This window comes from Citrobacter sp. Cpo091, assembly GCF_030332645.1.
In the GTDB taxonomy this organism is placed as follows: domain Bacteria; phylum Pseudomonadota; class Gammaproteobacteria; order Enterobacterales; family Enterobacteriaceae; genus Citrobacter; species Citrobacter portucalensis.
Genome location: NZ_JAOWHL010000039.1, coordinates 194,253 through 218,051, shown reverse-complemented (window position 1 = coordinate 218,051; position 23,799 = coordinate 194,253). Strand labels below are relative to the sequence as shown.

Sequence of the window (23,799 nt, the reverse complement as noted above, 5' to 3'; positions counted from 1 at the left end):
TTTTCCATTTCAATTAACCGCAATGCGGATTACGTTGTAAATCAATCAGATCATAAAGAGCTTTGATACGGCAAAATGTTCGAACGCAGCATTTGGTTGGTGCCGAGACCGTAGTTGGAGCTCAGACCGCGCAGTTCGATATTAAAGCCGATCGTGTTGTCATAAATCGCGTGTTGCTGGGTATTATCCCAACCGTTCAGCTTACGCTCGTAGCCGAAGCGAATGGCGTAACAGCAGGAGTTGTACTGTAAGCCCAGCATTGAATCTGCTTCTTTGTTCACATTGGTATCGAAGTAGTAAGCGCCAACAATCGACCAACGCTCAGCAATTGGGAAGCTTGCCACCGCGCCCACCTGCGAAATCCCGTTTTTATACTGATCTGCCGTAGAGTAGTAAGACGGTAGAGTCGCCTGGATATATTCCGGGCTGGCGTAACGGTAATTCAACTGCAGCATCCGGTTTTCATCGCGACGGTATTCGATACTGCTGCTGCTGTTGGCGATACTATCCAGACGCGTGTCGTACTGGATCCCACTGCGTAAACCCCAACGATCGGAGATGCGCCAGTAGGTGTCGCCCGCCCATACCAGTGAACCCGTTTTGTCGTCATTCTCCCATTTAATGTTGTCATCGCCGGTGCGAGACTCGGTGAAATAGTAGATTTGACCCACAGAAATATTAAAACGTTCAACGGCAGCGTCATCATAAACGCGAGATGTGACCCCGGTCGTCACCTGGTTGGCAGAAGCAATACGGTCCAGACCGCCATAAGTACGGTCACGGAACAGGCCGCTGTAGTCAGATTGCAGCAAGGATGAGTCATAGTTATAGATATGACTCTGGTCGCGATACGGTACGTACAGGTACTGCGCGCGTGGCTCCAGCGTCTGGGTATAGCCCGGTGCCAGCATTTGCATGTCGCGCTCGAATACCATTTTGCCGTCAACTTTAAACTGCGGCATGACGCGGTTGGCTGACTCGTCGAGCTTGTTAACGTTACTCGGGTTGTTGTTGTACCAATCCAGATTGGTCTGCTGATAGTGTGTCGCCAGCAGCTTCGCTTCGGTATTGATACTGCCCCAGTTATTCGACAACGGCAGATTGATCGTCGGTTCCAGGTGAACACGCGTTGCTTCCGGCATGTTGTCATTGGTATTGACGAAATGGACCGCCTGGCCATAAATACGGGTATCAAACGGACCAACGTCGTTTTGGTAGTAGTTGACGTCTAACTGCGGCTGAGCAGAGTAGCTATTACTGTTTTGTGCGTCGAAGACCTGGAACTGCTTGGTCGATACCGTAGCGTCAAAGTTTTGTACCGCGTAGCCGACGCTGAATTTCTGCGTGGCGTAGCCGTCGGTACTGGAACCGTATTTATTATCGAAATCGTTAAAGTAGCTGGTGTCGCTGACCTTGGTGTAGTCGACGTTGAAACGCCACACCTGGTCCAGTACACCGGCGTGCTGCCAGTAGAACAGCCAGCGGCGTGAATTGTCATCCTTCGGATGTTCGTCCTCGTACACTTTATCGGAATTCAGATAGTCGAACTCCATCAAGCCCGCACCCGCCTGGGTGAGGTAGCGGAATTCGTTCTCCCACATGATCCCGCCACGACGGTGCATATAATGTGGCGTGATAGTGGCGTCCATATTGGGCGCAATGTTCCAGTAATACGGGAGGTAGAACTCAAAATAGTTATTGGTGGAATATTTTGCGTTCGGGATCAGGAAACCGGAACGGCGTTTATCGCCGACGGGTAACTGTAAATAAGGACTATAAAAGACCGGAACCGGACCCAGTTTAAAACGGGCGTTCCAGATCTCCGCGACCTGTTCTTCACGGTCGTGGATAACTTCGCTACCGACGACGCTCCAGGTATCGGAACCTGGCAGACAGGAGGTAAAGCTACCGTTTTCCAGAATGGTATAACGGTTTTCCCCACGCTGTTTCATCAGGTCGGCTTTCCCGCGCCCCTGACGGCCCACCATCTGGTAATCACCTTCCCAGATGTTGGTATCTTTGGTATTCAGATTGGACCAGCCCTTCGGTCCCTTCAGAATAACCTGATTGTCGTCATAATGGACATTGCCCAACGCATCGACGGTACGTACTGGCTCCGGCTGGCCTTCAGCCTGCTTCTGATGAAGCTGTACTTCGTCGGCCTGCAGGCGGCTGTTACCCTGTGCGATATCCACGTTGCCGGTAAACACCGCGTCATCGGGATAATTCCCTTTTGCGTTGTCGGCATTGATGGTGACGGGTAACTCATTAGTCTCGCCCTGTACCAGAGGACGGTCATAGCTCGGCACGCCCAGCATACACTGTGAGGCGAGATCGGCTGCCAGGCCCTGATGGCTATAGAGGGCGCTGGCAATCATGGTGGCCAGAAGAGTGGGAATACGTTTTTTCATACGTTGTATTTATTGTTCCATCATCAGTAGCGTCGCGCGTGACAAACGGTCACAGCCTAACTTATCTCATCTTCACTTCGCTAGTATTAATCCTGCCCATTTTATACCCGCCACCTTTAAAGCTGCATCTTCGTTGTCTTCCTCGTTCACCCCAGTCACTTACATGGGTAAGCTCCAGGGGACTCACTACGTTGCCGCCTTGCTGCAACTCGAAATCCAACGGGTATAGCGTTTGTGGTGTTAGGCACGGCATTGAATGACAGGTATGATAATGCAAATTATAGGCGATGTCCCACAATTGACCGCAGCCGTAAATCGGTAAAAGCACCTTATATTGTGGGACATAGCCTGGCTGAGAGCGGAAAGATTTGGGGAGTCTATGCAGTATTGGGGAAAGATAATTGGTGTAGCCGTGGCCTTAATGATGGGCGGCGGCTTCTGGGGTGTGGTTCTGGGGCTGTTAGTTGGCCACATGTTCGACAAAGCCCGCATGCGCAAAATGGCGTGGTTTGCCAACCAACGTGAACGCCAGGCGCTGTTTTTTGCCACCACTTTTGAGGTGATGGGACATCTGACCAAATCCAAAGGTCGCGTCACGGAAGCCGATATACATATCGCCAGCCAGTTGATGGATCGGATGAATTTGCACGGTGACTCGCGAACGGCTGCACAACATGCCTTCCGGGTAGGAAAATCGGATAATTACCCATTACGTGAAAAGATGCGTCAGTTTCGCAGCGTCTGTTTTGGTCGATTCGATCTGATCCGCATGTTTCTGGAGATTCAGATCCAGGCGGCATTTGCCGATGGGTCGTTGCATCCTAACGAACGTGAAGTGCTGTATGTGATTGCTGAAGAGTTGGGGATCTCACGCACCCAATTTGATCAGTTCCTGCGCATGATGCAGGGCGGCGCACAGTTTGGCGGCGGATATCAGCAGCAGTCTGGCGGCGGTGGCTGGCAGCAGGCGCAACGCGGCCCGACGCTGGAAGACGCCTGCAATGTGCTGGGTGTGAAAACGACCGACGATGCGACCACCATCAAGCGGGCTTACCGTAAGCTGATGAGCGAGCACCATCCGGACAAACTGGTCGCGAAAGGTCTGCCGCCAGAGATGATGGAAATGGCGAAGCAAAAAGCGCAGGAAATCCAAAAAGCTTACGAGCTGATTAAGGATCAAAAAGGATTCAAGTGATTGAATTGCCGGATGCGGCTAGCGCCTTATCCGGCCTACGTTAATGAATGTAGGCCGGGCAAGCGAAGCGCCCCTGGCATAAATTGGCTCAGAATTTAAAAATCTGCCGGGACTTTAAACGTCATACTGTTGCCGTATTCGGGATGCGTGATGGTTAACATCTCTGCATGCAGCAACAGGCGCGGCGCTAACGCCAGAGCTTCCGGCGGAGCATAGAAGCGGTCGCCCAGGATAGGATGCCCTAAAGCCAGCATATGCACACGCAGCTGGTGGGAGCGTCCGGTAATGGGCTTGAGCACTACCCGGGCGGTGTTATCCGCCGCGAACTCCACGACTTCATACTCGGTCTGCGCCGATTTCCCGGTCTCATAACACACTTTTTGCTTTGGCCTGTTCGGCCAGTCGCAAATCAGCGGTAAATCAACCAGACCCTCGGCCGGAGCAGGATGCCCCCAGACGCGTGCGACATACTGTTTTTTCGGTTCGCGCTCGCGAAACTGGCGTTTTAGCTCGCGCTCTGCCGCTTTGGTTAGCGCGACTACAATCACGCCGCTGGTTGCCATATCCAGACGATGCACGGATTCAGCCTGCGGATAATCGCGCTGAATACGCGTCATCACGCTGTCTTTGTGCTCATCCAGACGACCTGGCACAGACAACAAGCCGCTCGGCTTGTTGACCACCATAATGTGGTCATCCTGATACAGGATGACCAGCCAGGGTTCCTGCGGCGGATTGTAGTTTTCCATCCCCATGTATGGCTCCGTTACTGATGCGTCACGACGATCAGGCGCAGGGCATCGAGACGCCAGCCCGCCTGATCCAGGCTTTCCATCACCTGCTGACGGTTGCTTTCAATTGCGCTAAGTTCGTCATCACGGATGTTCGGGTTAACGGCACGCAGCGCTTCGAGACGGGAAAGTTCTGCCGTCAGCTTCTCGTCAGCTTCTTTACGCGCTGCGTCAATCAGCGCACGGGCTGATTTTTCCACCTGCGCTTCACCGAGTTGCAGAATGGCATGAACATCCTGCTGCACGGCGTTGACCAGTTTGCTGCCGGTGTGGCGGTTAACGGCGCTGAGCTGACGGTTAAAGGTTTCGAACTCAACCTGTGCAGCAAGGTTATTGCCGTTTTTATCCAGCAGCATGCGTACCGGCGTTGGTGGCAGGAAGCGGTTTAGCTGCAGTTGTTTCGGCGCTTGCGCTTCAACAACATAGACCAGCTCAACCAGCAGTGTACCAACAGGTAATGCTTTGTTTTTCAACAACGAAATAGTGCTGCTTCCGGTGTCGCCGGAGAGGATCAGATCCAGACCATTGCGGATCAGCGGATGCTCCCAGGTAATAAACTGGGCATCTTCACGCGACAGGGCGACATCGCGCTCGAACGTAATGGTGCAGCCATCTTCCGGCAGCCCAGGGAAATCCGGCACCAGCATATGATCGGACGGCGTCAGCACGATCAAATTGTCGCCACGGTCATCCTGATTAATACCGACGATATCAAACAGGTTCATGGCGAAGGCGATCAGGCTGGTATCGTCGTCCTGTTCTTCAATACTCTCAGCCAGCGCCAGTGCTTTTTCGCCGCCGTTAGAGTGGATCTCCAGCAGGCGATCGCGACCTTGCTCCAGCTGTGCTTTCAGCGCGTCATGCTGTTCGCGGCAGGTTTTGATCAGATCGTCAAAGCCCTCGGTATTTTCTGGTTCAGCCAGGTAGCCGATCAGATTGTTATAGACCGTGTCATAGATGGTACGGCCGGTCGGGCAGGTGTGTTCGAACGCATCCAGACCTTCGTGGTACCAGCGCACCAGCACAGATTGCGCGGTTTTTTCCAGGTACGGAACGTGAATCTGAATATCATGCGCCTGACCAATACGGTCCAGACGGCCAATACGCTGTTCCAGCAGATCCGGGTTGAACGGCAGGTCAAACATCACCAGATTGCTGGCGAACTGGAAGTTACGCCCTTCGGAGCCGATTTCAGAACACAGCATTACCTGGGCGCCGCTATCTTCTTCGCTAAACCATGCTGCGGCGCGGTCACGTTCAATGATTGACATCCCTTCATGGAATACGGCAGCGCGGATACCTTCGCGCTCGCGCAGAACCTGCTCCAGCTGAAGCGCGGTGGTGGCTTTTGCACAGATAACTAATACTTTTTGCGAGCGGTGGCTGGTCAGGTAGCCCATCAGCCATTCCACGCGCGGGTCAAAGTTCCACCAGGTGCCGGTGTCACCTTCGAATTCCTGATAAATCTGTTCCGGGTAAAGCATGTCGCGTGCCCGGTCTTCTGCACTTTTACGCGCGCCCATAATGCCGGAGACTTTAATCGCCGTCTGGTATTGGGTCGGCAGCGGCAGCTTGATGGTATGCAGCTCGCGTTTCGGGAAGCCTTTCACACCGTTACGGGTGTTACGGAACAGCACACGGCTGGTGCCATGGCGGTCCATCAGCATCGAAACCAGTTCCTGACGCGCGCTCTGGGCATCTTCGCTATCGCTGTTTGCCGCCTGCAATAGCGGCTCAATGTCCTGCTCGCCAATCATGTCGCCTAACATGTTCAGCTCATTGTTACTCAGCTTGTTGCCTGCCAGTAGCATGGCGACGGCGTCGGCGACCGGACGATAATTTTTTTGCTCTTCAACAAACTGGGCGAAATCGTGGAAACGGCTCGGGTCCAGCAGGCGCAGGCGTGCAAAGTGACTTTCCATGCCCAACTGCTCCGGTGTAGCGGTTAGCAGCAGGATGCCCGGCACACGTTCTGCCAGTTGTTCAATGGCCATATATTCGCGGCTGGGCGCGTCTTCGCTCCACACAAGGTGATGAGCTTCATCGACAATCAGCAGATCCCACTCGGCGTCACACAGGTGCTCCAGACGTTGTTTATTACGACGGGCAAAGTCCAGCGAGCAGATGACCAGTTGTTCGGTTTCAAACGGGTTGTAGGCGTCGTGCTGCGCTTCTGCATAACGCTCATCATCAAACAGTGCAAAACGCAGGTTGAAGCGGCGCAGCATTTCGACCAGCCACTGGTGCTGTAATGTCTCCGGGACGATGATCAGCACGCGCTCTGCGGCGCCGGACAGCAGTTGCTGATGCAGGATCATCCCGGCTTCAATGGTTTTACCTAAACCCACTTCGTCTGCCAGTAAAACGCGAGGAGCATGACGACGGCCAACATCATGGGCAATGTTAAGCTGGTGAGGAATCAGGCTGGTACGTTGGCCACGCAAACCACTCCACGGCATACGGTATTGTTCGCTCTGAAATTTACGGGCGCGATAGCGCAGAGCAAAGCGATCCATGCGGTCAATCTGGCCAGCAAACAGGCGATCTTGTGGTTTGCTGAATACCAGTTTGCTGTCGAGCAGTACTTCACGCAGCATGACACCGGTTTCTTCGGTATCCAGGCGGGTTCCGATATAGGCAAGCAGGCCGTTTTCTTCTTTTACTTCATCGACATGCAGCTGCCAGCCTTCATGGCTTGTTATCGTATCGCCAGGATTGAACATCACGCGGGTCACGGGGGAATCACTGCGCGCATACAGACGGTTTTCGCCCGTCGATGAGAAAAGTAAAGTGACGGTTCGCGCATCCATGGCGACAACAGTACCAAGTCCCAATTCGCTTTCTGTATCGCTGATCCAGCGTTGACCAAGTGTAAAAGGCATATATGTTCGGCTCTATATCTTTAATTGCAGGCAATACTCGTCATTTTCCGGGCTAATCCCCGTTATTGAGAGCATACGACCCCGCTACCAGGCTAATAAATCAGTGGTAGTGGTGTTAAATGGGTCCAGGAATGGAAAGGGCGCTATGGTACTGGATGGCGGCGGTTTCGTCACGCGTCAAAATAACCCCAGTTGTCCTGTGAGTAGTGTAGCAAAATTATCGTCAATAAAGGGAAGAATTCCCTCGGCAACGGGTTGGATCTGGCGGGTCAGATAATGCTCGTAGTCGAGCACAGATAGCTGATAATCAACAGGTTCTGGGCCATTGACCGTCCAGACATATTTTATGGTTCCGCGATTCTGATACTGCGGTGGACGCCCCAGTTTTACATTCTGCTCATCGGCAAGTCGCGCGGCACGAACGTGTGGTGGAACATTTCGCTGGTATTCGCTTAACGGGCGGCGCAGGCGCTTGCGGTACACCAGTTGTTCATCCATTTCACCGGCCATCAGACGGGCAATAGTCTCGCGAACAAACTCCTGATAAGGTTCGTTACGAAAAATTCGCAGGTATAGCTCCTGCTGAAACTGTTGGGCCAGCGGCGTCCAGTCGGTTCGTACCGTTTCCAGTCCCTTAAACACCATACGTTGCTCTGCACCGTCCTGAATCATCCCCGCATAGCGTTTTTTACTGCCGGTATCTGCACCGCGAATGGTCGGCATCAGAAAGCGACAAAAATGGGTTTCAAATTCCAGCTCCAGCGCGCTGGTCAGATTTTGTTGCTTCAGCGATTGCGCCCACCAGGTGTTGACATAGCTCACCAGTTCCCGACCAATTCGGGCTGCATCGTCTTCTGAGTGCGCCTTTTTCAGCCAGACAAAGGTGGAATCGGTATCGCCATAAATGACATCGTAACCCTGAGCCTCAATTAACGCTTTGGTCTGGCGCATGATCGCATGGCCGCGCATGGTAATGGACGAGGCCAGTCTCGGGTCGAAAAAGCGACAGGCGGTGGTGCCCAGCACGCCGTAAAATGCGTTCATGATGATTTTCAACGCCTGCGAGAGTGGCTTATTGCCACGGCATTTTGCTTCTTCGCGCCCGCGCCAGATCTGAGTAACGATTTCCGGCAGGCAGTGCTTTTCGCGTGAAAACCAGGCGTCAAGGAAACCTTCGGTGCTGTGTTCCGGATCCGGCTGCGCCATCCCTTCGATAAGCCCCACCGGATCGATTAAAAAAGTACGAATTATTGAGGGATACAGGCTTTTGTAATCCAGCACCAGTACGGAGTCGTATAAGCCTGGGCGCGAGTCCATCACATAGCCGCCGGGACTGGCGTGCGCGGGGACTTCACCGAGATTCGGCGCCACATAACCCGCCCGGTGCATGCGCGGAAGGTAGAGGTGGCCGAAGGCGGCAACCGAACCACCGTGACGGTCGACCGGCAGACCGTTGACCGTCGAGCGCTCCAGCAGAAATGGCATGATCTCGGTTTTATGAAAAATGCGCGTGACCAGCTCACAGTCTTTGAGATTGTAGGTGGCGAGCGCGGGTTTATCCTGGGCAAACCGACGGTCAATTTCGTCCATTCTGTCCCACGGATTATCAATCGACTTCCCTTCGCCAAGCAGCTCTTGCGATACCGTTTCCAGTGAAAATGACGAGAAATTCCAGAACGCGGATTTGAGCGCCTCAATACCGTCGATAATCAGGCGCCCCTTAGCCTGAGCGAAGAATACGCCGTTCTTGAAGCCATGCTCGCGCCACTCAAGCTCGCTGCTATCACGACCAAAACGCAGGGGAATGCGGTAACGTTCGGCGTGCTTTTGCAGGACGCGTAAATCGAATTGCACGACGTTCCAGCCGATTATCACATCAGGATCGTGACGGGCAATCCAGTCATTGAGTTTTTCCAGCAACTGCGGGCGGCTTGCTACGTACTCAAGTTCAAAATCAAGCGTAGAGGCGTCGCCGTTTGGCGGGCCGAGCATGTAGACAATACGCTGCCCGCAGCCTTCAAGACCGATGCAATAGAGTTCGCCGTGGCGCGTGGTTTCAATATCCAGCGATACCCATTTTAGCGGTGGTCGATAGTCAGGGTTCGGCTTCAGGCGGGCATTCACCAGCATGTCATTATGTCTGTCGCCTTCGACCCAAACAGGGGAGGTGATAAAGCGCTCCATCAGATACCGCTCAGGTGGGCGTACGTCGCCCTCATAGACGGTGACTGCGTTTTCGCGCAGCAGTTTTTCCAATCGCATGAGCTGGCGATGTGAGCGGCAATACAGTCCGGAAACAGGCTGGCGGTGGAAGTCTTGCAATTGCAGCGATTTCAGGCGATAGCCGTTTTCAGTGCGTAATAATGACATTACGCGAGGAACCTGACTGGTGGGAATAAACGCGACCGACTCCTGAGGCGCGAGCGTGACCAGCAGCGGCCCATCGTCTGTAGCCAGCCAGAATGAGACCTCAGTTCCCTGCGGGGTGTCCCGCCAGTGCCGGGTTAAAATAAAACCTGCTTGCGCCACGCTGCGTATCCGTCAAAAAACCAGGCATTATTATAGCCTGGTTCTGATAGATTAGCTGTGATTTTATACAGTTGTCATGCTCAGAAGAGGTTACTGCCCGAAATACGCTTTCCTGAGTAAAATAATTATTCCTACCTGACAATGTTATCTTCATATGCAATATATGAATAAAATAGCTTTGATAGGCTACAGATAGATATGTTATAGCTGGTATTTGTACATTAGTTTCCATTAATTACGCTGTTTATGTTTTAATTGTTAATTACAAGTTCGTTTTCATACTTTTTATGATTTTTAGGAATAGTGCTCATTTGATTTTGCTACATATTTCTCGGATTAGTGAAAAAATTATATTTTTATTTGTTTTTATTAGCTGTTAGTGTAAAACTTTCATTCGAAATGTTTGGGTCATTATCTTAAGTATAATATATTTAAATGGGATTGTTATTGTTCTAAATAAACAATTTCAATTCAATTTTGTCGGGAAATTCTCTGTGAATATAATTTTATTTTTTTTCGATGGCTTGTGCATTTTTTTGTCCTTTTGATATTATTTTTGAAAAAATGGAGTTTTTATGAACGTACTTTCCAAACATCAGCTTGGCATTAAATATCAGAACTATATGTTTGTTAACACAATGATTTCTAATCCAGCGATTAAAACTGTGAGCAAGTATATTTTATATAAAACATGGGACGGTAAGTTGTGGAATGCTGAAATTATTGAAAATGGTAGCGCTTTTTTTCACTGGCAGGGTAATGACAAAAGTAAGGGACACAAAGATACAGTGATTAATTATCTGCTGAACGGGCAGAAGTGGCAGGCGACGATTACAGATTATATCTTTTTCCATTGTCTGGAAGGAAATAAGGCTCATGGACACTATGATAATGTAATTGATTATATCTGTTCAAATGATTGTGTATACCAAGGTTCATTCGCCGAATATTATAGCGAATAACTATAAAGGAGCGCGTAGATTATCTGCGCGCTTATTTCTTTTACTGCCCGTAATACGCTTTTGCACCGTGTTTGCGCAGGTAGTGTTTATCTAGCAGGGTTTGCTGCATATCCGGTAATTGCGGCGCGAGCTGGCGGCAGAAAATCCCCATATAGGCTACTTCTTCCAGCACGATGGCGTTATGCACCGCATCTTCGGCATTTTTTCCCCAGGCAAATGGACCGTGAGAGTGCACCAGCACGCCAGGCATCTGTGCGGCGTTAATACCTTGTTTTTCAAAGGTTTCAACGATTACGTTACCGGTTTCCCATTCATATTCGCCGTTGATTTCTTCGTCGGTCATTTTGCGTGTGCAGGGAATCGAACCGTAGAAATAGTCCGCATGGGTGGTCCCCGTTGCAGGAATCGACTGACCCGCCTGCGCCCAGATGGTTGCATGACGCGAATGGGTGTGAACAATGCCGCCAATGGTCGGGAATGCCTGATACAGCAAACGGTGTGTTGGGGTATCTGAGGAAGGTTTCTTCGTACCTTCTACAACTTCACCCGTGGCGATACTGACTACCACCATATCGTCGGCGGTCATTACGCTGTAATCGACTCCCGAAGGTTTAATCACAAACACGCCGCGCTCGCGATCGACGGCGCTAACGTTTCCCCAGGTCAGCGTCACCAGGTTGTGCTTTGGCAGCGCCATATTCGCTTCCAGTACCTGACGTTTAAGATCTTCTAGCATGTTAACTCCTGAATGCCGGATGGCGCTTCGCTTATCCGGCCTACGTAATTTGTAGGCCCGGTAAATGAAATGCCACCGGGCAATCCGTTTCACCAATTAACGTTTGAACCCGTAATACACTTCGTTCCAGCGCAACGCGTCCTTAAAGGCCGGCAGACGGGTATCGTTATCGATCACTGCGATCTCGATATCATGCATTTCAGCGAGCTGGCGCATATCGTTCAGATCCAGCGCGTGGCTGAAGACGGTGTGGTGCGCGCCACCGGCAAGGATCCAGGCTTCAGAAGCGGTTGGCAGATCCGGTTGAGCTTTCCACAGTGCGTTAGCGACAGGCAGTTTTGGCAGGGAGTGCGGCGTTTGTACCGTGTCGATGCAGTTAACCAGCAGGCGATAGCGATCGCCGAGATCGATCAGGCTGGCAACCACTGCCGGGCCGGTTTTGGTGTTGAAGATCAGACGGGCAGGATCGTCTTTACCACCAATGCCGAGGTGCTGTACGTCGAGGATCGGTTTCTCTTCCACCGCGATGGACGGGCACACTTCCAGCATGTGCGAGCCGAGCACCAGATCGTTGCCTTTCTCGAAGTGGTAGGTGTAATCCTCCATAAATGAGGTGCCGCCCTGCAGACCGGTTGACATCACCTTCATGATGCGAAGCAGAGCGGCGGTTTTCCAGTCGCCTTCGCCCGCAAAGCCGTAGCCTTGCTGCATCAGACGCTGTACGGCCAGACCAGGGAGCTGTTTCAGGCCGTGTAAATCTTCAAATGTGGTGGTGAAGGCGTGGAATCCGCCCTGTTCCAGGAAGCGCTTCATCCCCAGTTCAATACGGGCCGCTTCCAGGACATTCTGACGTTTTTCACCGTGGACTTGCGTCGCCGCCGTCATGGTATAGGTGCTTTCGTACTCATCGATTAGCGCGTTGATTTCACCGTCGCTAATTGCGTTCACTACCTGCACCAGATCGCCCACGGCCCAGGTGTTTACCGAGAAGCCGAACTTGATCTGCGCAGCGACTTTATCGCCATCGGTGACCGCAACTTCACGCATGTTGTCGCCAAAACGGCAGACTTTCAGGTGGCGGGTATCTTGTTTGGACACGGCCTGGCGCATCCAGGAGCCAATGCGTTCGTGCGCTTGTTTATCCTGCCAGTGACCGGTGACCACGGCATGCTGCTGACGCATACGCGCGCCGATGAAGCCGAACTCACGACCGCCGTGCGCAGTCTGGTTCAGGTTCATAAAGTCCATATCAATGCTGTCCCACGGCAGGGCGGCATTGAACTGGGTGTGGAACTGCATCAGCGGCTTGTTGAGGATAGTCAGGCCGTTAATCCACATTTTGGCTGGGGAGAAGGTATGCAGCCAGACCACCATCCCTGCACAGCGATCGTCGTAATTCGCGTCACGACAGATAGCGGTAATCTCATCAGGGGAAGTGCCCAGCGGTTTTAATACCAGTTTGCAGGGCAGTTTGGCTTCAGTATTCAGTGCGTTAACGACGTGCTCGGCATGTTGGGTTACCTGACGCAGGGTTTCAGGGCCATACAGATGCTGGCTACCAATCACAAACCACACTTCATAGTTATCAAAAATCGTCATTGTCGTGTCCTTAATGTGTCAGGGTTGCCAGGTCTACCGGGGCTTGTTGCGCCGGAGCGGCAGTCGGAAGGTATTGCTGTTCAGCGCTTATCGCCCATTGCTGATAGCGGCGGTAAAGCTGTTCAAAACGTTGAGCCTGCTCTGGGCGAGGTTGCAGCGTGTTTTCCACGGCGCTTGCCATCTGCTGTTGAGCGGCAGGGATATCGGCGTGTACTTTCGCGGCAACGGCGGCGAAGATAGCCGCACCGAGTGCGCAGCACTGGTCTGAAGCGACAATCTGTAGCGGACGGTTCAGCACGTCACAGCAGGCCTGCATGATGACCGGGTTCTTGCGCGCGATACCGCCAAGCGCCATCACGTTGTTAACCGCAATGCCTTGTTCGGTGAAGCATTCCATAATGGCGCGCGCGCCAAAGGCGGTGGCGGCAATCAGGCCACCGAACAGCGCTGGCGCGTCGGTTGCCAGGTTCAGATCGGTAATCACACCTTTCAAACGCTGGTTGGCATTGGGCGTACGGCGACCGTTGAACCAGTCGAGCACGACCGGCAGATGCTCCAGTGATGGATTTTTCGCCCATGCTTCGGTGAGTGCAGGCAGCAGCTGTTTTTGACTGGCTTTAATCTGGGTCTGCAGTTCCGGATGCTGTGCGGCAAGCTGTTCCAGCGGCCAGCTCAGCACGCGGCTAAACCAGGCATAGATATCGCCGAATGCAGACTGACCAGCTTCGAGACCAATAAAATTAGGTACCACGCTGCCATCAACCTGGCCGCAAATGCCTTTCACCGCACGCTCGCCAACGCTTTGCTTGTCGGCAATCAGAATGTCGCAGGTTGACGTGCCGATGACTTTCACCAGCGTGTTAGGCTGTGCACCTGCGCCGACCGCGCCCATATGGCAGTCAAAAGCGCCGCCTGCAATCACCACACTCTCCGGTAGCCCCAGACGCTGTGCCCACTCGGCGCACAGGGTGCCAACCGGCAGATCCGCGGTGAAGGTATCGGTAAACATTGGGTATTGCAGATGGCGGTTGAGGATGGGGTCGAGTTCGTCAAAGAAACTGGCTGGCGGCAGACCACCCCAGCTTTCATGCCACAGGGATTTATGCCCGGCGCTGCAGCGACCGCGACGAATATCCTGTGGGCGTACGGTGTTGGAGAGCAGGGCTGGAACCCAGTCGCATAGCTCAATCCACGAAACCGCAGCTTCGGCAACTGCCTGGTCCTGACGAGTGACATGCAGGATTTTGGCCCAGAACCATTCGCTGGAATAAATGCCACCGATATAGCGGGAGTAATCGATCATGCCCGGTGTATGGCACAGGCGGGTGATTTCTTCGGCTTCTTCTACTGAGGTGTGATCTTTCCACAGGACAAACATCGCATTCGGGTTTTCCGCGAACTCTGGACGCAGCGCCAGTACATTACCGTCTGCATCGATGGGGGCCGGGGTTGAGCCGGTACTGTCAACGCCAATCCCGACCACTTCCGCGCGCTGCTCAGCGCTCAGTTCGGCCAGTACGGTTTTCAGCGCCGCCTCCATGGATTCAATGTAGTCGCGCGGATGATGGCGAAACTGGTTGTTTGGGCCATCGCAATACTGCCCTTCCTGCCAACGTGGGTACCACTCAACGCTGGTGGCGATCTCTTCTCCGGTGGCACATTCCACCGCCAAAGCGCGTACTGAATCACTACCAAAATCGAGGCCAATTGCAATCGCCATCGTCTTACTCCATCCAAAAATACGGGTATGGATAAACAGTAGTGAGTAGCGATAAAAACCGTCAGGCAGGATCCGCTAATCTTATGGATTAAAATGCTGTGGCATCACAAAGTGTGACGCTGTGCAAATAATCAATGTGGACATTTCTGCCGTAGTTATAGACACTTTTGTTAGCCGATTTTGACGTTGGCGTAGTACATGTTTTTTACAAAGAGCTTTTCACAAGCGGGGTTGGTGGTCCATTGCCGCAAATACAGCGGCCCGCAGGGGCGACAGCGACGATGTCTGGCGTAATATGGACAAATTGTTTCTTGGCAGGACGTAGGGAGTATTGAAATTATGGCTGAAACGCAAAACGATCCCCTGTTGCCTGGTTATTCGTTTAACGCGCATTTGGTGGCCGGATTAACCCCCATTGAGGCGAACGGATACCTGGATTTTTTTATCGACAGGCCGCTGGGTATGAAGGGTTATATCCTCAATCTCACCATCCGTGGCGAAGGGGTTATCAATAATCAGGGCAAGCAGTTTGTCTGCCGGCCTGGCGATATTCTGTTGTTTCCACCTGGAGAAATTCACCACTACGGGCGCCATCCTGATGCCAGCGAGTGGTATCACCAGTGGGTTTACTTTCGTCCGCGCGCCTACTGGCAGGAGTGGCTGACCTGGCCGGCCATTTTTGGCCAGACCGGTTTTTTCCGCCCGGATGAAGCGCATCAGCCGCATTTTAACGAACTGTTTGGGCAGATAATTAACGCCGGGCAGGGAGAAGGTCGTTATTCCGAACTGCTGGCGATTAATTTACTGGAGCAGTTGTTGCTCCGACGTATGGAAGCCATCAATGAATCGCTACACCCGCCCATGGACAACCGCGTCCGCGATGCCTGCCAGTACATCAGCGATCACCTGGCGGACAGCAATTTTGATATCGCCAGCGTCGCGCAGCACGTCTGCCTGTCGCCTTCCCGTTTGTCGCATCTGTTCCGTCAGCAGTTGGGGATCAGCGTATTAAGCTGGCGCGAGGACCAGCGCATCAGCCAGGCGAAGCTACTGCTGAGTACCACACGTATGCCTATCGCCACCGTAGGTCGCAATGTTGGTTTTGACGACCAGCTCTATTTCTCTCGTGTTTTCAAAAAATGTACCGGTGCCAGTCCGAGCGAGTTTCGCGCTGGATGTGAATAAATTTAGCTTGTGCGCTGCGAGTATTAAACTTCTTTCAGCGCATTAAAATTTGGCATCTGAGATGCGCGGTGATTTTATGATGAATATATATCTATAAATAATAAAAAATCAGCATTTGTTTGATGAAAATATTCTTGCTATAAACTTCCTGTCAAGGAGGTTTTAAATGAGTAAGCGTTTTGATATTACTGATGGAATGTTTGCAACAACAAAAAAATATGGGTTAGTTTACACTGAAGAGCTGGGGTGGATCGATTTAGGTCATGCACAGGGAAATGATGCCAGAATCCTGAAGAGAAAACTTGAACAAGAGCAACGAGCAAAATATTACAAGAAACTCAATGATTGGTACTTTCCAGTAGATTACTATCAGGAAATGGGGATAAGGAAGAAGTTATTTGGTTTAGGTTTGACTTTTCATTCTGGTGTACATACACAGGTCATGGTGCGTTCATGCCTTTCACCTGCGGTTAAGGCCCGAATTGCTCTGACTATTATGTATGGGACGGCAAAAAGATTCGAAGCCTGGCAAGACTCTATTCTCTTCAATTGGTATACCGATAGTGGTTTTAGTGTCGAGGATTTAGTTTCTGATTTAGTGGGTTTTTATCGTGTTTTTGGAACCGGGCCAGATCCACTTTATCTGGCGAAGCCTGTATCCTATGAAACAGCCGCACAAATATGGGATGCTCATGATCCAATTGGTACTTTTAAGAATAGAGACTTTTCGCCTTTTCTTTTTTCAACTCATCCACCTTTCAAATATGGAGAACCGATTAAGAAAAATCTGCCAGACTGGATGAATTATATAAAACCATTAAATGAATCTTTCTCCGGTTTAATGTGTAATCAGTTTCATAGTAATCCGATTGATGGTTTTTTTAAAAATAAAAATAGGATAAATCATGAGGTTTATGGCTCTGTCTCAGTATCTGATACTATGAACTATGCTGATTCGCCATTTGACCGTCCACTTTTTTTTCTACTTAATCCACATTCACCACAGAGGCATTGGTGAATATGAAAAAATGGATTTTATTATTTGTAATACTACTTACTATACCATTTCTGTGGTTTTTAATTTGGTTTGCTCTAACATCTGGGGAGCATCATTACGAACGTAGTGATATTTTTTCTTACTGGCTATATACGCCTGATGTTCTGAAAAATGTACCATTAATATCAGAAGATGTTGAGTATAATTATGAATATAATCTGGATAATCAGCAAACGAGAGTCATTGTAAAGTGGAATAATATTAATGATATCGCTGCTAAAAAAACGTACTTAATCGGTTTTTTGCAGAAACTAAATCCTTCAATAAAATATAATTGTATATGGTTTTATCATGACCCGCATAACTATGCTGATAACTATCAACGCTATTGTATATCCCAAAAATGGGACTCTCTTGAGCTGGAGTATTTTGACATGGTGAAATGAACTAATGGGCCTGGCTCTAAGTCTTTCACCATGAATACTTATCGCGCATTAAATCACCCTTTCTTTTCGGCCAGCGATTGATCCAGGATGCGCCGAAACTCGGCAAATTGCGTGTCATTTGCGGTAAACAGACCTTGATGTAAAGAAAAAGTGAATGATGTATCCTGAAAGTTGTCATAACTCGCAATCTATTCAGACAATTGATGGCTTGACGAAGTTGAGAGGGGTTATCAAAATCCCTGCTTCGTAAATTTGACGGACACATTATGCAAGCATTGCTGGAACACTTTATTCTCCAGTCCGCCCTGTACTCTCTGATCGCCGTACTTCTGGTGGCTTTTTTGGAGTCGCTGGCGCTGGTTGGTCTGATTCTGCCCGGGACCGTGATGATGGCGGGGTTGGGCGCGCTGATTGGCAGCGGCGAACTGAACTTCTGGCATGCCTGGCTTGCGGGCATTGTCGGCTGCCTGTTGGGGGACTGGATCTCCTTCTGGTTGGGCTGGCGCTTTAAAAAGCCATTGCACCGTTGGTCGTTCATGAAAAAGAACAAAGCGTTGCTGGATAAAACCGAGCACGCCCTGCATCAGCACAGCATGTTTACTATTCTGGTGGGGCGTTTTGTCGGACCGACGCGCCCGCTGGTGCCGATGGTAGCAGGCATGCTGGATCTGCCTGTCGCTAAATTTATCGTCCCGAATATTATTGGCTGCGTGCTGTGGCCACCGTTCTACTTCCTGCCGGGGATCCTGGCGGGAGCGGCAATTGATATCCCTTCTGATATGCAGAGCGGGGATTTTAAATGGTTGCTGCTGGCGACGGCGGTGTTGCTCTGGGTGGGCGGCTGGTTTTGCTGGCGGCTATGGCGTAGTGGCAAAGCGGCTGTTGATCGCTTAACGGCGTATTTCCCCCGCAGCCGTTTGCTGTATCTGGCGCCGTTAACGCTCGGGATCGGCGTGGTCGCGCTGGTGGCGTTACTGCGCCATCCGCTGATGCCGGTGTATATCGACATTCTGCGTAAGGTTGTAGGTTACTGACGATACCTTTGCCGGATGGCGGCTTCGCCTTATCCGGCCTACAAAATGTGCGACCTACAGGCCGGATAAGGCGTTCACGCCGTCATCCGGCAACGCATTATGCTTTAATGCCCAATAGCGCCGAGGCGCTGGCGTTGCCGCTTAACAGATCGTCCGTTTTGCCCTGCCACGCGATGCGCCCGTCGGCGACCACAATCGAGCGGGACGCAATTCGCGCGGCATCTTCTACGCTGTGAGAAACCATCAGCAACGTCAGCTGCTTCTCGCGACAGACTTCGGCGACCAGCGTTAGCATCTCCTGGCGCAGCGCGGGATCGAGCGCTGAGAACGGTTCATCAAGCAGTAAAATAGGTTGTTCCCGCACCAGACAACGCGCCAGCGCCACGCGCTGCCGCTGCCCGCCGGAAAGCTCACCGGGGAGGCGTTCCAGCAGAGAGTCGAGTCCCATTTGTTGAGCGATGTGGTGCATTTTCTCCCGCTGCGATGTGCTCAGCTTCAATCCCGGATTCAGGCCCAGGCCGATGTTTTGCTGTACGCTCAGATGGCTGAACAGGTTGTTTTCCTGAAACAGCATGGATACGGGTCGGCGTGAGGGCGGCGTGGTGGTGTGATCTTCACCGTCAATCATCATGGTACCGCTGGCAGGCGTGAGAAAGCCGGCAATCAGATTCAGCAGCGTACTTTTCCCGGCGCCGCTGGGCCCGAGTACAGCTATTTGCTCACCGCGCGTGACCGACAGCGTAAAGCGCATAGGCAAATGGTGATAAAGCCATGTGATATCAATCAGTTTTAACATTTTGACCCGGCAATTTCTCAATAACGGTAAACAGCGTAAAGCACAGGATCAGCAGTAATAACGCCGTAACCGCGCCATCCTGACTGCGATAAGAGCCAATCTGCTGATATAAATAAAACGGCAGGGTACGGAAATCCTCATTACCAAATAACGCCACTACGCCAAAATCGCCAATCGACAGGACGCAGGCAAACGCCATCGCCTGCGCCAGCGGGCGCTTCAGGGCGCGCAGTTCAACCACTTTCAGGCGCGACCATCCCTCAATGCCCAACGACTGGCACAACATATTGTAGCGCGCAGTGACGTCACGCATTGGGTTTTCCAGCACTTTCAGCGCGTAAGGGATCGCCATCAGCGCATTGGTAAAAATGACAATACCGTCGGCAGATTCAGGAAGACCAATGGTGTTATTGAGCAGCAGAAAGAAGCCGGTTGCCAGCACGATGCCCGGCATGGCGAGGATCATCATGCCGCTCAACTCCAGCATCTGACCTGCCAGCAGTTGCTGTCGGGCACGAAGTTCACGACTGCTCCATAACAGCATCATAGTGAGCACGACGCATAACGCTCCTGCTGCTAATGCGATGCGCAGCGAGGTTCCCAGCGCCTGCCACAGCACTGGCTGCATCAGTACATCCAGAACATGGCGGTTTAAGCCATCGATAATCACCGCCAGCAACGGCGGCAGTAACAGCAACAGGGCAAGAATAATCAGGATTGCGTCAGCCAGTCGGCTGTGCAGGCGATCGTCGGGATCGCGCCAGCCTTGTACCAGGGTAGCACCGGGAGCAATCGCCCGGCTCAGACGTTGGCTGAGGAGCACCAGCGCCAAACAACAAACCATCTGGATCAACGCCAGCATGGCTGCGCGGGCAGGATCGTAATCAAAATTCAGCGCCTGATAGATAGCCAGCTCGATGGTGGTGGCCTGTGGCCCGCCACCCAGCGACAGAACGGTGGCGAAGCTGGCGAAGCACAACATAAAGATAAGTGCCGCGACGGGCAGGATCTGACGACGCAGCCACGGCCATTCAACAAAACGGAAGAAATGCCAGCCACGCATACCCAACTGAGCGGCTAACTGCCGCTGTTCGCCGGGAATATTCTCCAGCGACTGTAACAGCAGGCGGCTGGCCATCGGCAGATTGAAAAAGACATGCGCCAGCAGAATGCCCTGCAAACCGTATGGCGAAAACGTCCACTCCAGCCCGAATGTATGCCAGAGCGAGGCCAGCCAACCCTGGCGGCCGTAGACGCTAAGAATACCGAATACCGCGACCAGCACTGGCAGGATTAACGTCATCGCGCACAGACGCAACAGCGCCAGACGTCCTGGAAAACGGCGACGATAGAGCGCTCTGGCAAGGAAAATTGCCGGGACAACCGACAGCACAGCGGATAAAAAAGCCTGCCAGAAAGAAAAGCGCACTACGTGCCACAGGTAGTCGTCTTGCCACAGCGAGAGCCACTCTCCCTGCGGGGCGTTAAACCACAGAGCCAGAAATGCGGCCAGGGCAACGGCCACCATCAGCGTAGCGGCGGTAAGCCCTGGAACCAGCCAGCCGGGAATTAACGGCTGACTGCGCGTTGCCATTCGCTAATCCATGTCTGACGTTGAGCCGCAACCTGCTGCGGCGTGAATTCCAGTGCGGTGGCAGGTTTATTCAGTTGCTCGAATCCTGGCGGCAGGGCGACTTGCGTCACGGGATACATCCAGTTGCCGGTGGGAATCGCATTCTGGAATGCCGGGGATACCATAAACTTCAGGAATTTCTCGGCCAGTTCCGGCTGCTTGCTGGCTGCGGTACGGGCGGCGACTTCCACCTGCAAATAATGGCCTTCGCTAAAGTCGGCTGCGGCGTAGTTGTCTTTTTTATCGGCGATGATGTGATAGGCCGGAGAGGTGGTGTAGCTGAGCACCAGATCGCTTTCACCTTTCAGGAACAGGCCGTAGGCTTCGCTCCAGCCCTTGGTGACGGTGACGGTTTTGGCTGCCAGTTTCTGCCACGCCTCTGGCGCTTTATCGCCATAGACTTTCTGCATCCATAGCAGCAGACCCAATCCCGGCGTGCTGGTGCGCGGATCCTGATAAATGACGCGCCATTTTTGGTCGCTCTCTACCAGTTCTTTCAGGCTTTTGGGCGGATTCTTCAGCTTGTTCTTATCATAAACGAAGGCGAAATAGCCGTAATCAAACGGAACGAAGGTATCGTTTTTCCAGCCGCCGGGTACGTTAACGGCGTCGTTTGCAACACCACTTTTGGCAAACAGTTTGGTTTGTGTAGCGGCTTCCAGAAGGTTGTTATCCAGACCCAGTACGACGTCGGCTTTGCTGTTTTTTCCTTCCATGCGCAAGCGGTTAAGCAGCGAAACGCCATCTTCCAGCGCGACCAGTTTTAGCTCGCAGTTGCAGTCAGCTTCAAAGGCTTTTTTGATTGTCGGGCCCGGGCCCCAGTCAGCTGCGAACGAGTCGTAGGTATAGACGGTCAGTACAGGTTTAGCGAAGGCAGGCGCTGCGCACAGCAGTAAAAGCGGAAGACATTTTTTAAACACTTTGCACCTCAAGAGTTGGGTGGCAAAGGACTTGAGATAAGCCTCAAATCCCTTCGCCGGCATTATCCGGATCAGGTTCGACGGGTATCTCTCAGCCCATACACTTCATCATTCACGCTGCCTCTGTGTTGGCAGCGCTCGCTCACCCCAGTCACATAGTTATCTATGCTCCTGGGGACTCACTCGCTTGCCGCCTTGATGCATCATGAATGATCTTGTGTATGTTTTTTATTTAGCACCCCGTTGAGAACGGCGTTAGTGTAGTGATTTTGTTGCCGGGCAGCAATTAAGAGCTGGCTCTTATGGATCCGGCGGCGCAAACCACGCCGATTTAAAATCAAACCAGCCGAGGGTATTCATGCGCAGCCCGCGCATACTGCGCTGTCCCTGAATGATCAGCCAGTGGTGGATTAATGGCACAATGGCCTTTGTGGCGAGCAACTGTTGGCACCATGCTGCCAGGCTCATTTCGCCCGTTCGCCAGCGAGCCGCATCGTTTTCCCAGTCCCGCGAGATACAGTTTTGCAGCAAAGGGACTTCGCACAAATGGGCGAACAGTGAGAAGTCCAGCGGGAGGGTAAAGTTGGCGCTGTTGAGCCAGATATCGCTGACGATTTCACCTGCATGCCATTGATCGTAGTCGATCTCCTGAATTTTCAACTGTACCTGATGCTGCGCCAGCAACGTTTTCATGATCTGCGCGATAATCCGGTGTTCGATATGATCGCGATAGTAGGTGATCGTCAGCGTTTCCAGCCCGGCGGGTTTTTCACCATGGCCAGGTTTGGCGTGATGCCAGCGGGGAAGCAAACCGTAGGCGGGAAACCACAACCGCTGGTACTGTTCATCGGCGTGGCAGATTAAATTCGTTGGCGAGAGAACGCGGCTTGCCCACTCGCGAACCTCCTGGTTCGCGCCACGGTGGCTACGCGCATCAAACAACAGGTAGTAGCAACCTTCTTCGAGGCGGCTTTCGATCGCCTTTTCATCCTCTGTTGGACCTTTTAGCGTCAACCCGCCGCCAGGCTCTTCTCCGATGTCGGGTAATACCCAAACGTTAACTTCGTCAATCAGCGCCCGGTAGCCAAAGTAATCATCAAATGCATGAATTTTCAGTTGGTTATTGGTATTGCGCATTACCGCATACGGACCGGTACCAATCGGGTGGCTGGAAAAGTTGTTTAGCGTTTCCCATTCTCGCGGCAGGATCATGGCGGGGACCTGCCCCAATAGCCAGGGAAGCCAGCGATCTGGCTGGGCCAGATGGATATCCAGCGTCCAGGCCGTGGGAGAGACGATCTGCGTGATGTGTGAGTATAGTGGTAGGGCGTTAATGCGCCTCAGCGAGGCGATAACATCTTCCATTTCCAGCTCGCGGCCATGATGAAAATGGATCCCCGGGCGCAGGAAGAATCGCCAATGCAAAGGTGAAATTTGCTGCCAGTGATGGGCAATGTCCGCTTCCAGTTCCCCATTTTCCTCATTTACCCGAATTAAGGCACTGAAAATTTGGCGGGCGATATGGGTTTCGGAGCGGCGTAATGCCGTACCGGGGAGCAGGTTGTGCATCGGGCGATAATAGAGAACGCGCATGATATGCCGACCCTGGCGAAAGCTGCGGCCCAAGTGGGAGACCAGCATTTGCCGGACGGCCGTTTTGTCACCGACAAGCTGCACTAGTTGATCGATGCGATCCTGTTCCAGTAGATCTTCCGCGCGCTGCTGCTGGAGCGCCAGCCCAGTATAGAGGAATGTCAGTCGCGAGCGTTTGCCTCGTCCAACTTCAGCTTCCCACGTTAACCAGCCACGATCCTGCATGGTATTAAGCAGCGTACGCATATGGCGGCGCGAGCAGCTCAGCAGATCCGCCAGCTCGTTGAGCGTCGTTTCTTGCGTCTTGCCGTCACAGCATTGCCACAGACGGATGAACTGTTGTTGCAAACGACCAGAAGACATAAAAGGG

At 52.3% G+C, this 23,799-nt stretch carries 17 protein-coding genes; 6 read left to right on the top strand and 11 right to left on the bottom strand.

The features are described from left to right. Window positions 1–50: 50 nt before the first annotated feature. Entirely contained in the window at window positions 51–2,411 is a 2,361-nt protein-coding gene (lptD, locus tag OGY04_RS17425) for an LPS assembly protein LptD (RefSeq protein WP_071446585.1), read from the bottom strand. A gap of 379 nt (window positions 2,412–2,790) precedes the next feature. On the opposite strand from lptD, the gene djlA reads away from it, so the two are divergent. Beyond that, window positions 2,791–3,606 carry a co-chaperone DjlA gene (gene djlA, locus OGY04_RS17420; protein ID WP_008786173.1) on the top strand — a complete coding sequence of 272 codons (816 nt, stop codon included), beginning with the start codon at window positions 2,791–2,793 and terminating at the stop codon, window positions 3,604–3,606. Between the two features lie 95 nt (window positions 3,607–3,701). Here djlA and rluA read toward each other — a convergent pair whose 3' ends face one another. The 3 genes from rluA to polB form a co-directional block, all read right to left on the bottom strand. Next, window positions 3,702–4,361, bottom strand: a complete 660-nt coding sequence (gene rluA / locus OGY04_RS17415) for a bifunctional tRNA pseudouridine(32) synthase/23S rRNA pseudouridine(746) synthase RluA (protein ID WP_008786174.1) — start codon at window positions 4,359–4,361, stop codon at window positions 3,702–3,704. Window positions 4,362–4,372: 11 nt separating this feature from the next. Next, window positions 4,373–7,279, bottom strand: coding sequence for an RNA polymerase-associated protein RapA (gene rapA / locus OGY04_RS17410; RefSeq protein WP_048236149.1), 2,907 nt, complete (start codon window positions 7,277–7,279; stop codon window positions 4,373–4,375). Window positions 7,280–7,456: 177 nt separating this feature from the next. Then, window positions 7,457–9,808 carry a DNA polymerase II gene (gene polB / locus OGY04_RS17405; RefSeq protein WP_286585731.1) on the bottom strand — a complete coding sequence of 784 codons (2,352 nt, stop codon included), beginning with the start codon at window positions 9,806–9,808 and terminating at the stop codon, window positions 7,457–7,459. A 575-nt stretch (window positions 9,809–10,383) separates the two neighbouring features. Here polB and OGY04_RS17400 point away from each other — a divergent pair. Beyond that, window positions 10,384–10,770, top strand: coding sequence for a DUF4751 family protein (locus tag OGY04_RS17400; RefSeq protein WP_048214956.1), 387 nt, complete (start codon window positions 10,384–10,386; stop codon window positions 10,768–10,770). Between the two features lie 40 nt (window positions 10,771–10,810). Here the strand turns inward: OGY04_RS17400 and araD are convergent, their stop codons facing one another. From araD to araB, 3 genes are all read right to left on the bottom strand, one after another. Beyond that, window positions 10,811–11,506, bottom strand: a complete 696-nt coding sequence (gene araD / locus OGY04_RS17395; protein WP_286585729.1) for an L-ribulose-5-phosphate 4-epimerase — start codon at window positions 11,504–11,506, stop codon at window positions 10,811–10,813. 96 nt (window positions 11,507–11,602) lie between these two features. Further along, the gene (gene araA / locus OGY04_RS17390; RefSeq protein WP_286585728.1) at window positions 11,603–13,105 is read right to left on the bottom strand and encodes an L-arabinose isomerase; all 1,503 of its coding nucleotides are present in this window, start codon (window positions 13,103–13,105) and stop codon (window positions 11,603–11,605) included. A 10-nt stretch (window positions 13,106–13,115) separates the two neighbouring features. Next, window positions 13,116–14,825: a ribulokinase gene (gene araB, locus OGY04_RS17385; RefSeq protein ID WP_286585726.1), complete on the bottom strand. Its 1,710-nt coding sequence runs from the start codon at window positions 14,823–14,825 to the stop codon at window positions 13,116–13,118. Between the two features lie 339 nt (window positions 14,826–15,164). Between araB and araC the strand changes: the two genes are divergently transcribed. The 4 genes from araC (at window position 15,165) to OGY04_RS17365 (ending at window position 18,487) form a co-directional block, all read left to right on the top strand. After that, on the top strand, window positions 15,165–16,010 hold the full coding sequence (gene araC / locus OGY04_RS17380; protein ID WP_003829586.1) for an arabinose operon transcriptional regulator AraC: 846 nt from the start codon (window positions 15,165–15,167) through the stop codon (window positions 16,008–16,010). Between the two features lie 166 nt (window positions 16,011–16,176). Next, window positions 16,177–17,028, top strand: coding sequence for a hypothetical protein (locus tag OGY04_RS17375; RefSeq protein WP_220395056.1), 852 nt, complete (start codon window positions 16,177–16,179; stop codon window positions 17,026–17,028). 2 nt (window positions 17,029–17,030) lie between these two features. After that, a complete protein-coding gene (locus tag OGY04_RS17370; protein ID WP_286585724.1) occupies window positions 17,031–17,453 on the top strand; it encodes a hypothetical protein in 423 nt (140 codons plus the stop codon). A 266-nt stretch (window positions 17,454–17,719) separates the two neighbouring features. After that, complete coding sequence (locus OGY04_RS17365; protein ID WP_003829584.1) at window positions 17,720–18,487, top strand: DedA family protein; 768 nt, start codon at window positions 17,720–17,722, stop codon at window positions 18,485–18,487. A gap of 97 nt (window positions 18,488–18,584) precedes the next feature. Here the strand turns inward: OGY04_RS17365 and thiQ are convergent, their stop codons facing one another. The 4 genes from thiQ to sgrR all read right to left on the bottom strand — a co-directional run bounded on the left by thiQ (window position 18,585) and on the right by sgrR (window position 23,792). Beyond that, window positions 18,585–19,283, bottom strand: coding sequence for a thiamine ABC transporter ATP-binding protein ThiQ (thiQ, locus tag OGY04_RS17360; RefSeq protein ID WP_167820430.1), 699 nt, complete (start codon window positions 19,281–19,283; stop codon window positions 18,585–18,587). Next, a complete protein-coding gene (gene thiP / locus OGY04_RS17355) occupies window positions 19,267–20,877 on the bottom strand; it encodes a thiamine/thiamine pyrophosphate ABC transporter permease ThiP (RefSeq protein ID WP_286585722.1) in 1,611 nt (536 codons plus the stop codon). Before thiP ends, thiQ begins: the two co-directional genes overlap by 17 nt. After that, entirely contained in the window at window positions 20,853–21,836 is a 984-nt protein-coding gene (thiB, locus tag OGY04_RS17350; protein WP_149281217.1) for a thiamine ABC transporter substrate binding subunit, read from the bottom strand. The genes thiP and thiB overlap by 25 nt, the downstream gene beginning before the upstream one ends. A 300-nt stretch (window positions 21,837–22,136) precedes the next feature. Beyond that, window positions 22,137–23,792 (bottom strand): HTH-type transcriptional regulator SgrR, encoded by a 1,656-nt coding sequence (gene sgrR / locus OGY04_RS17345; RefSeq protein WP_111466123.1) that lies wholly within the window; start codon window positions 23,790–23,792, stop codon window positions 22,137–22,139. Window positions 23,793–23,799: the final 7 nt, after the last annotated feature.

Excerpts from the sequence above, each read along its gene's own strand:
- araC (WP_003829586.1), top strand. The coding sequence starts at position 15,165 with ATGGCTGAAACGCAAAACGATCCCCTGTTGCCTGGTTATTCGTTTAAC.
- araD (WP_286585729.1), bottom strand. The coding sequence starts at position 11,506 with ATGCTAGAAGATCTTAAACGTCAGGTACTGGAAGCGAATATGGCGCTG.
- OGY04_RS17400 (WP_048214956.1), top strand. The coding sequence starts at position 10,384 with ATGAACGTACTTTCCAAACATCAGCTTGGCATTAAATATCAGAACTAT.
- djlA (WP_008786173.1), top strand. The coding sequence starts at position 2,791 with ATGCAGTATTGGGGAAAGATAATTGGTGTAGCCGTGGCCTTAATGATG.
- rapA (WP_048236149.1), bottom strand. The coding sequence starts at position 7,279 with ATGCCTTTTACACTTGGTCAACGCTGGATCAGCGATACAGAAAGCGAA.
- OGY04_RS17375 (WP_220395056.1), top strand. The coding sequence starts at position 16,177 with ATGAGTAAGCGTTTTGATATTACTGATGGAATGTTTGCAACAACAAAA.
- rluA (WP_008786174.1), bottom strand. The coding sequence starts at position 4,361 with ATGGGGATGGAAAACTACAATCCGCCGCAGGAACCCTGGCTGGTCATC.
- lptD (WP_071446585.1), bottom strand. The coding sequence starts at position 2,411 with ATGAAAAAACGTATTCCCACTCTTCTGGCCACCATGATTGCCAGCGCC.
- araA (WP_286585728.1), bottom strand. The coding sequence starts at position 13,105 with ATGACGATTTTTGATAACTATGAAGTGTGGTTTGTGATTGGTAGCCAG.
- OGY04_RS17370 (WP_286585724.1), top strand. The coding sequence starts at position 17,031 with ATGAAAAAATGGATTTTATTATTTGTAATACTACTTACTATACCATTT.
- thiQ (WP_167820430.1), bottom strand. The coding sequence starts at position 19,283 with ATGTTAAAACTGATTGATATCACATGGCTTTATCACCATTTGCCTATG.
- araB (WP_286585726.1), bottom strand. The coding sequence starts at position 14,825 with ATGGCGATTGCAATTGGCCTCGATTTTGGTAGTGATTCAGTACGCGCT.
- sgrR (WP_111466123.1), bottom strand. The coding sequence starts at position 23,792 with ATGTCTTCTGGTCGTTTGCAACAACAGTTCATCCGTCTGTGGCAATGC.
- OGY04_RS17365 (WP_003829584.1), top strand. The coding sequence starts at position 17,720 with ATGCAAGCATTGCTGGAACACTTTATTCTCCAGTCCGCCCTGTACTCT.
- thiP (WP_286585722.1), bottom strand. The coding sequence starts at position 20,877 with ATGGCAACGCGCAGTCAGCCGTTAATTCCCGGCTGGCTGGTTCCAGGG.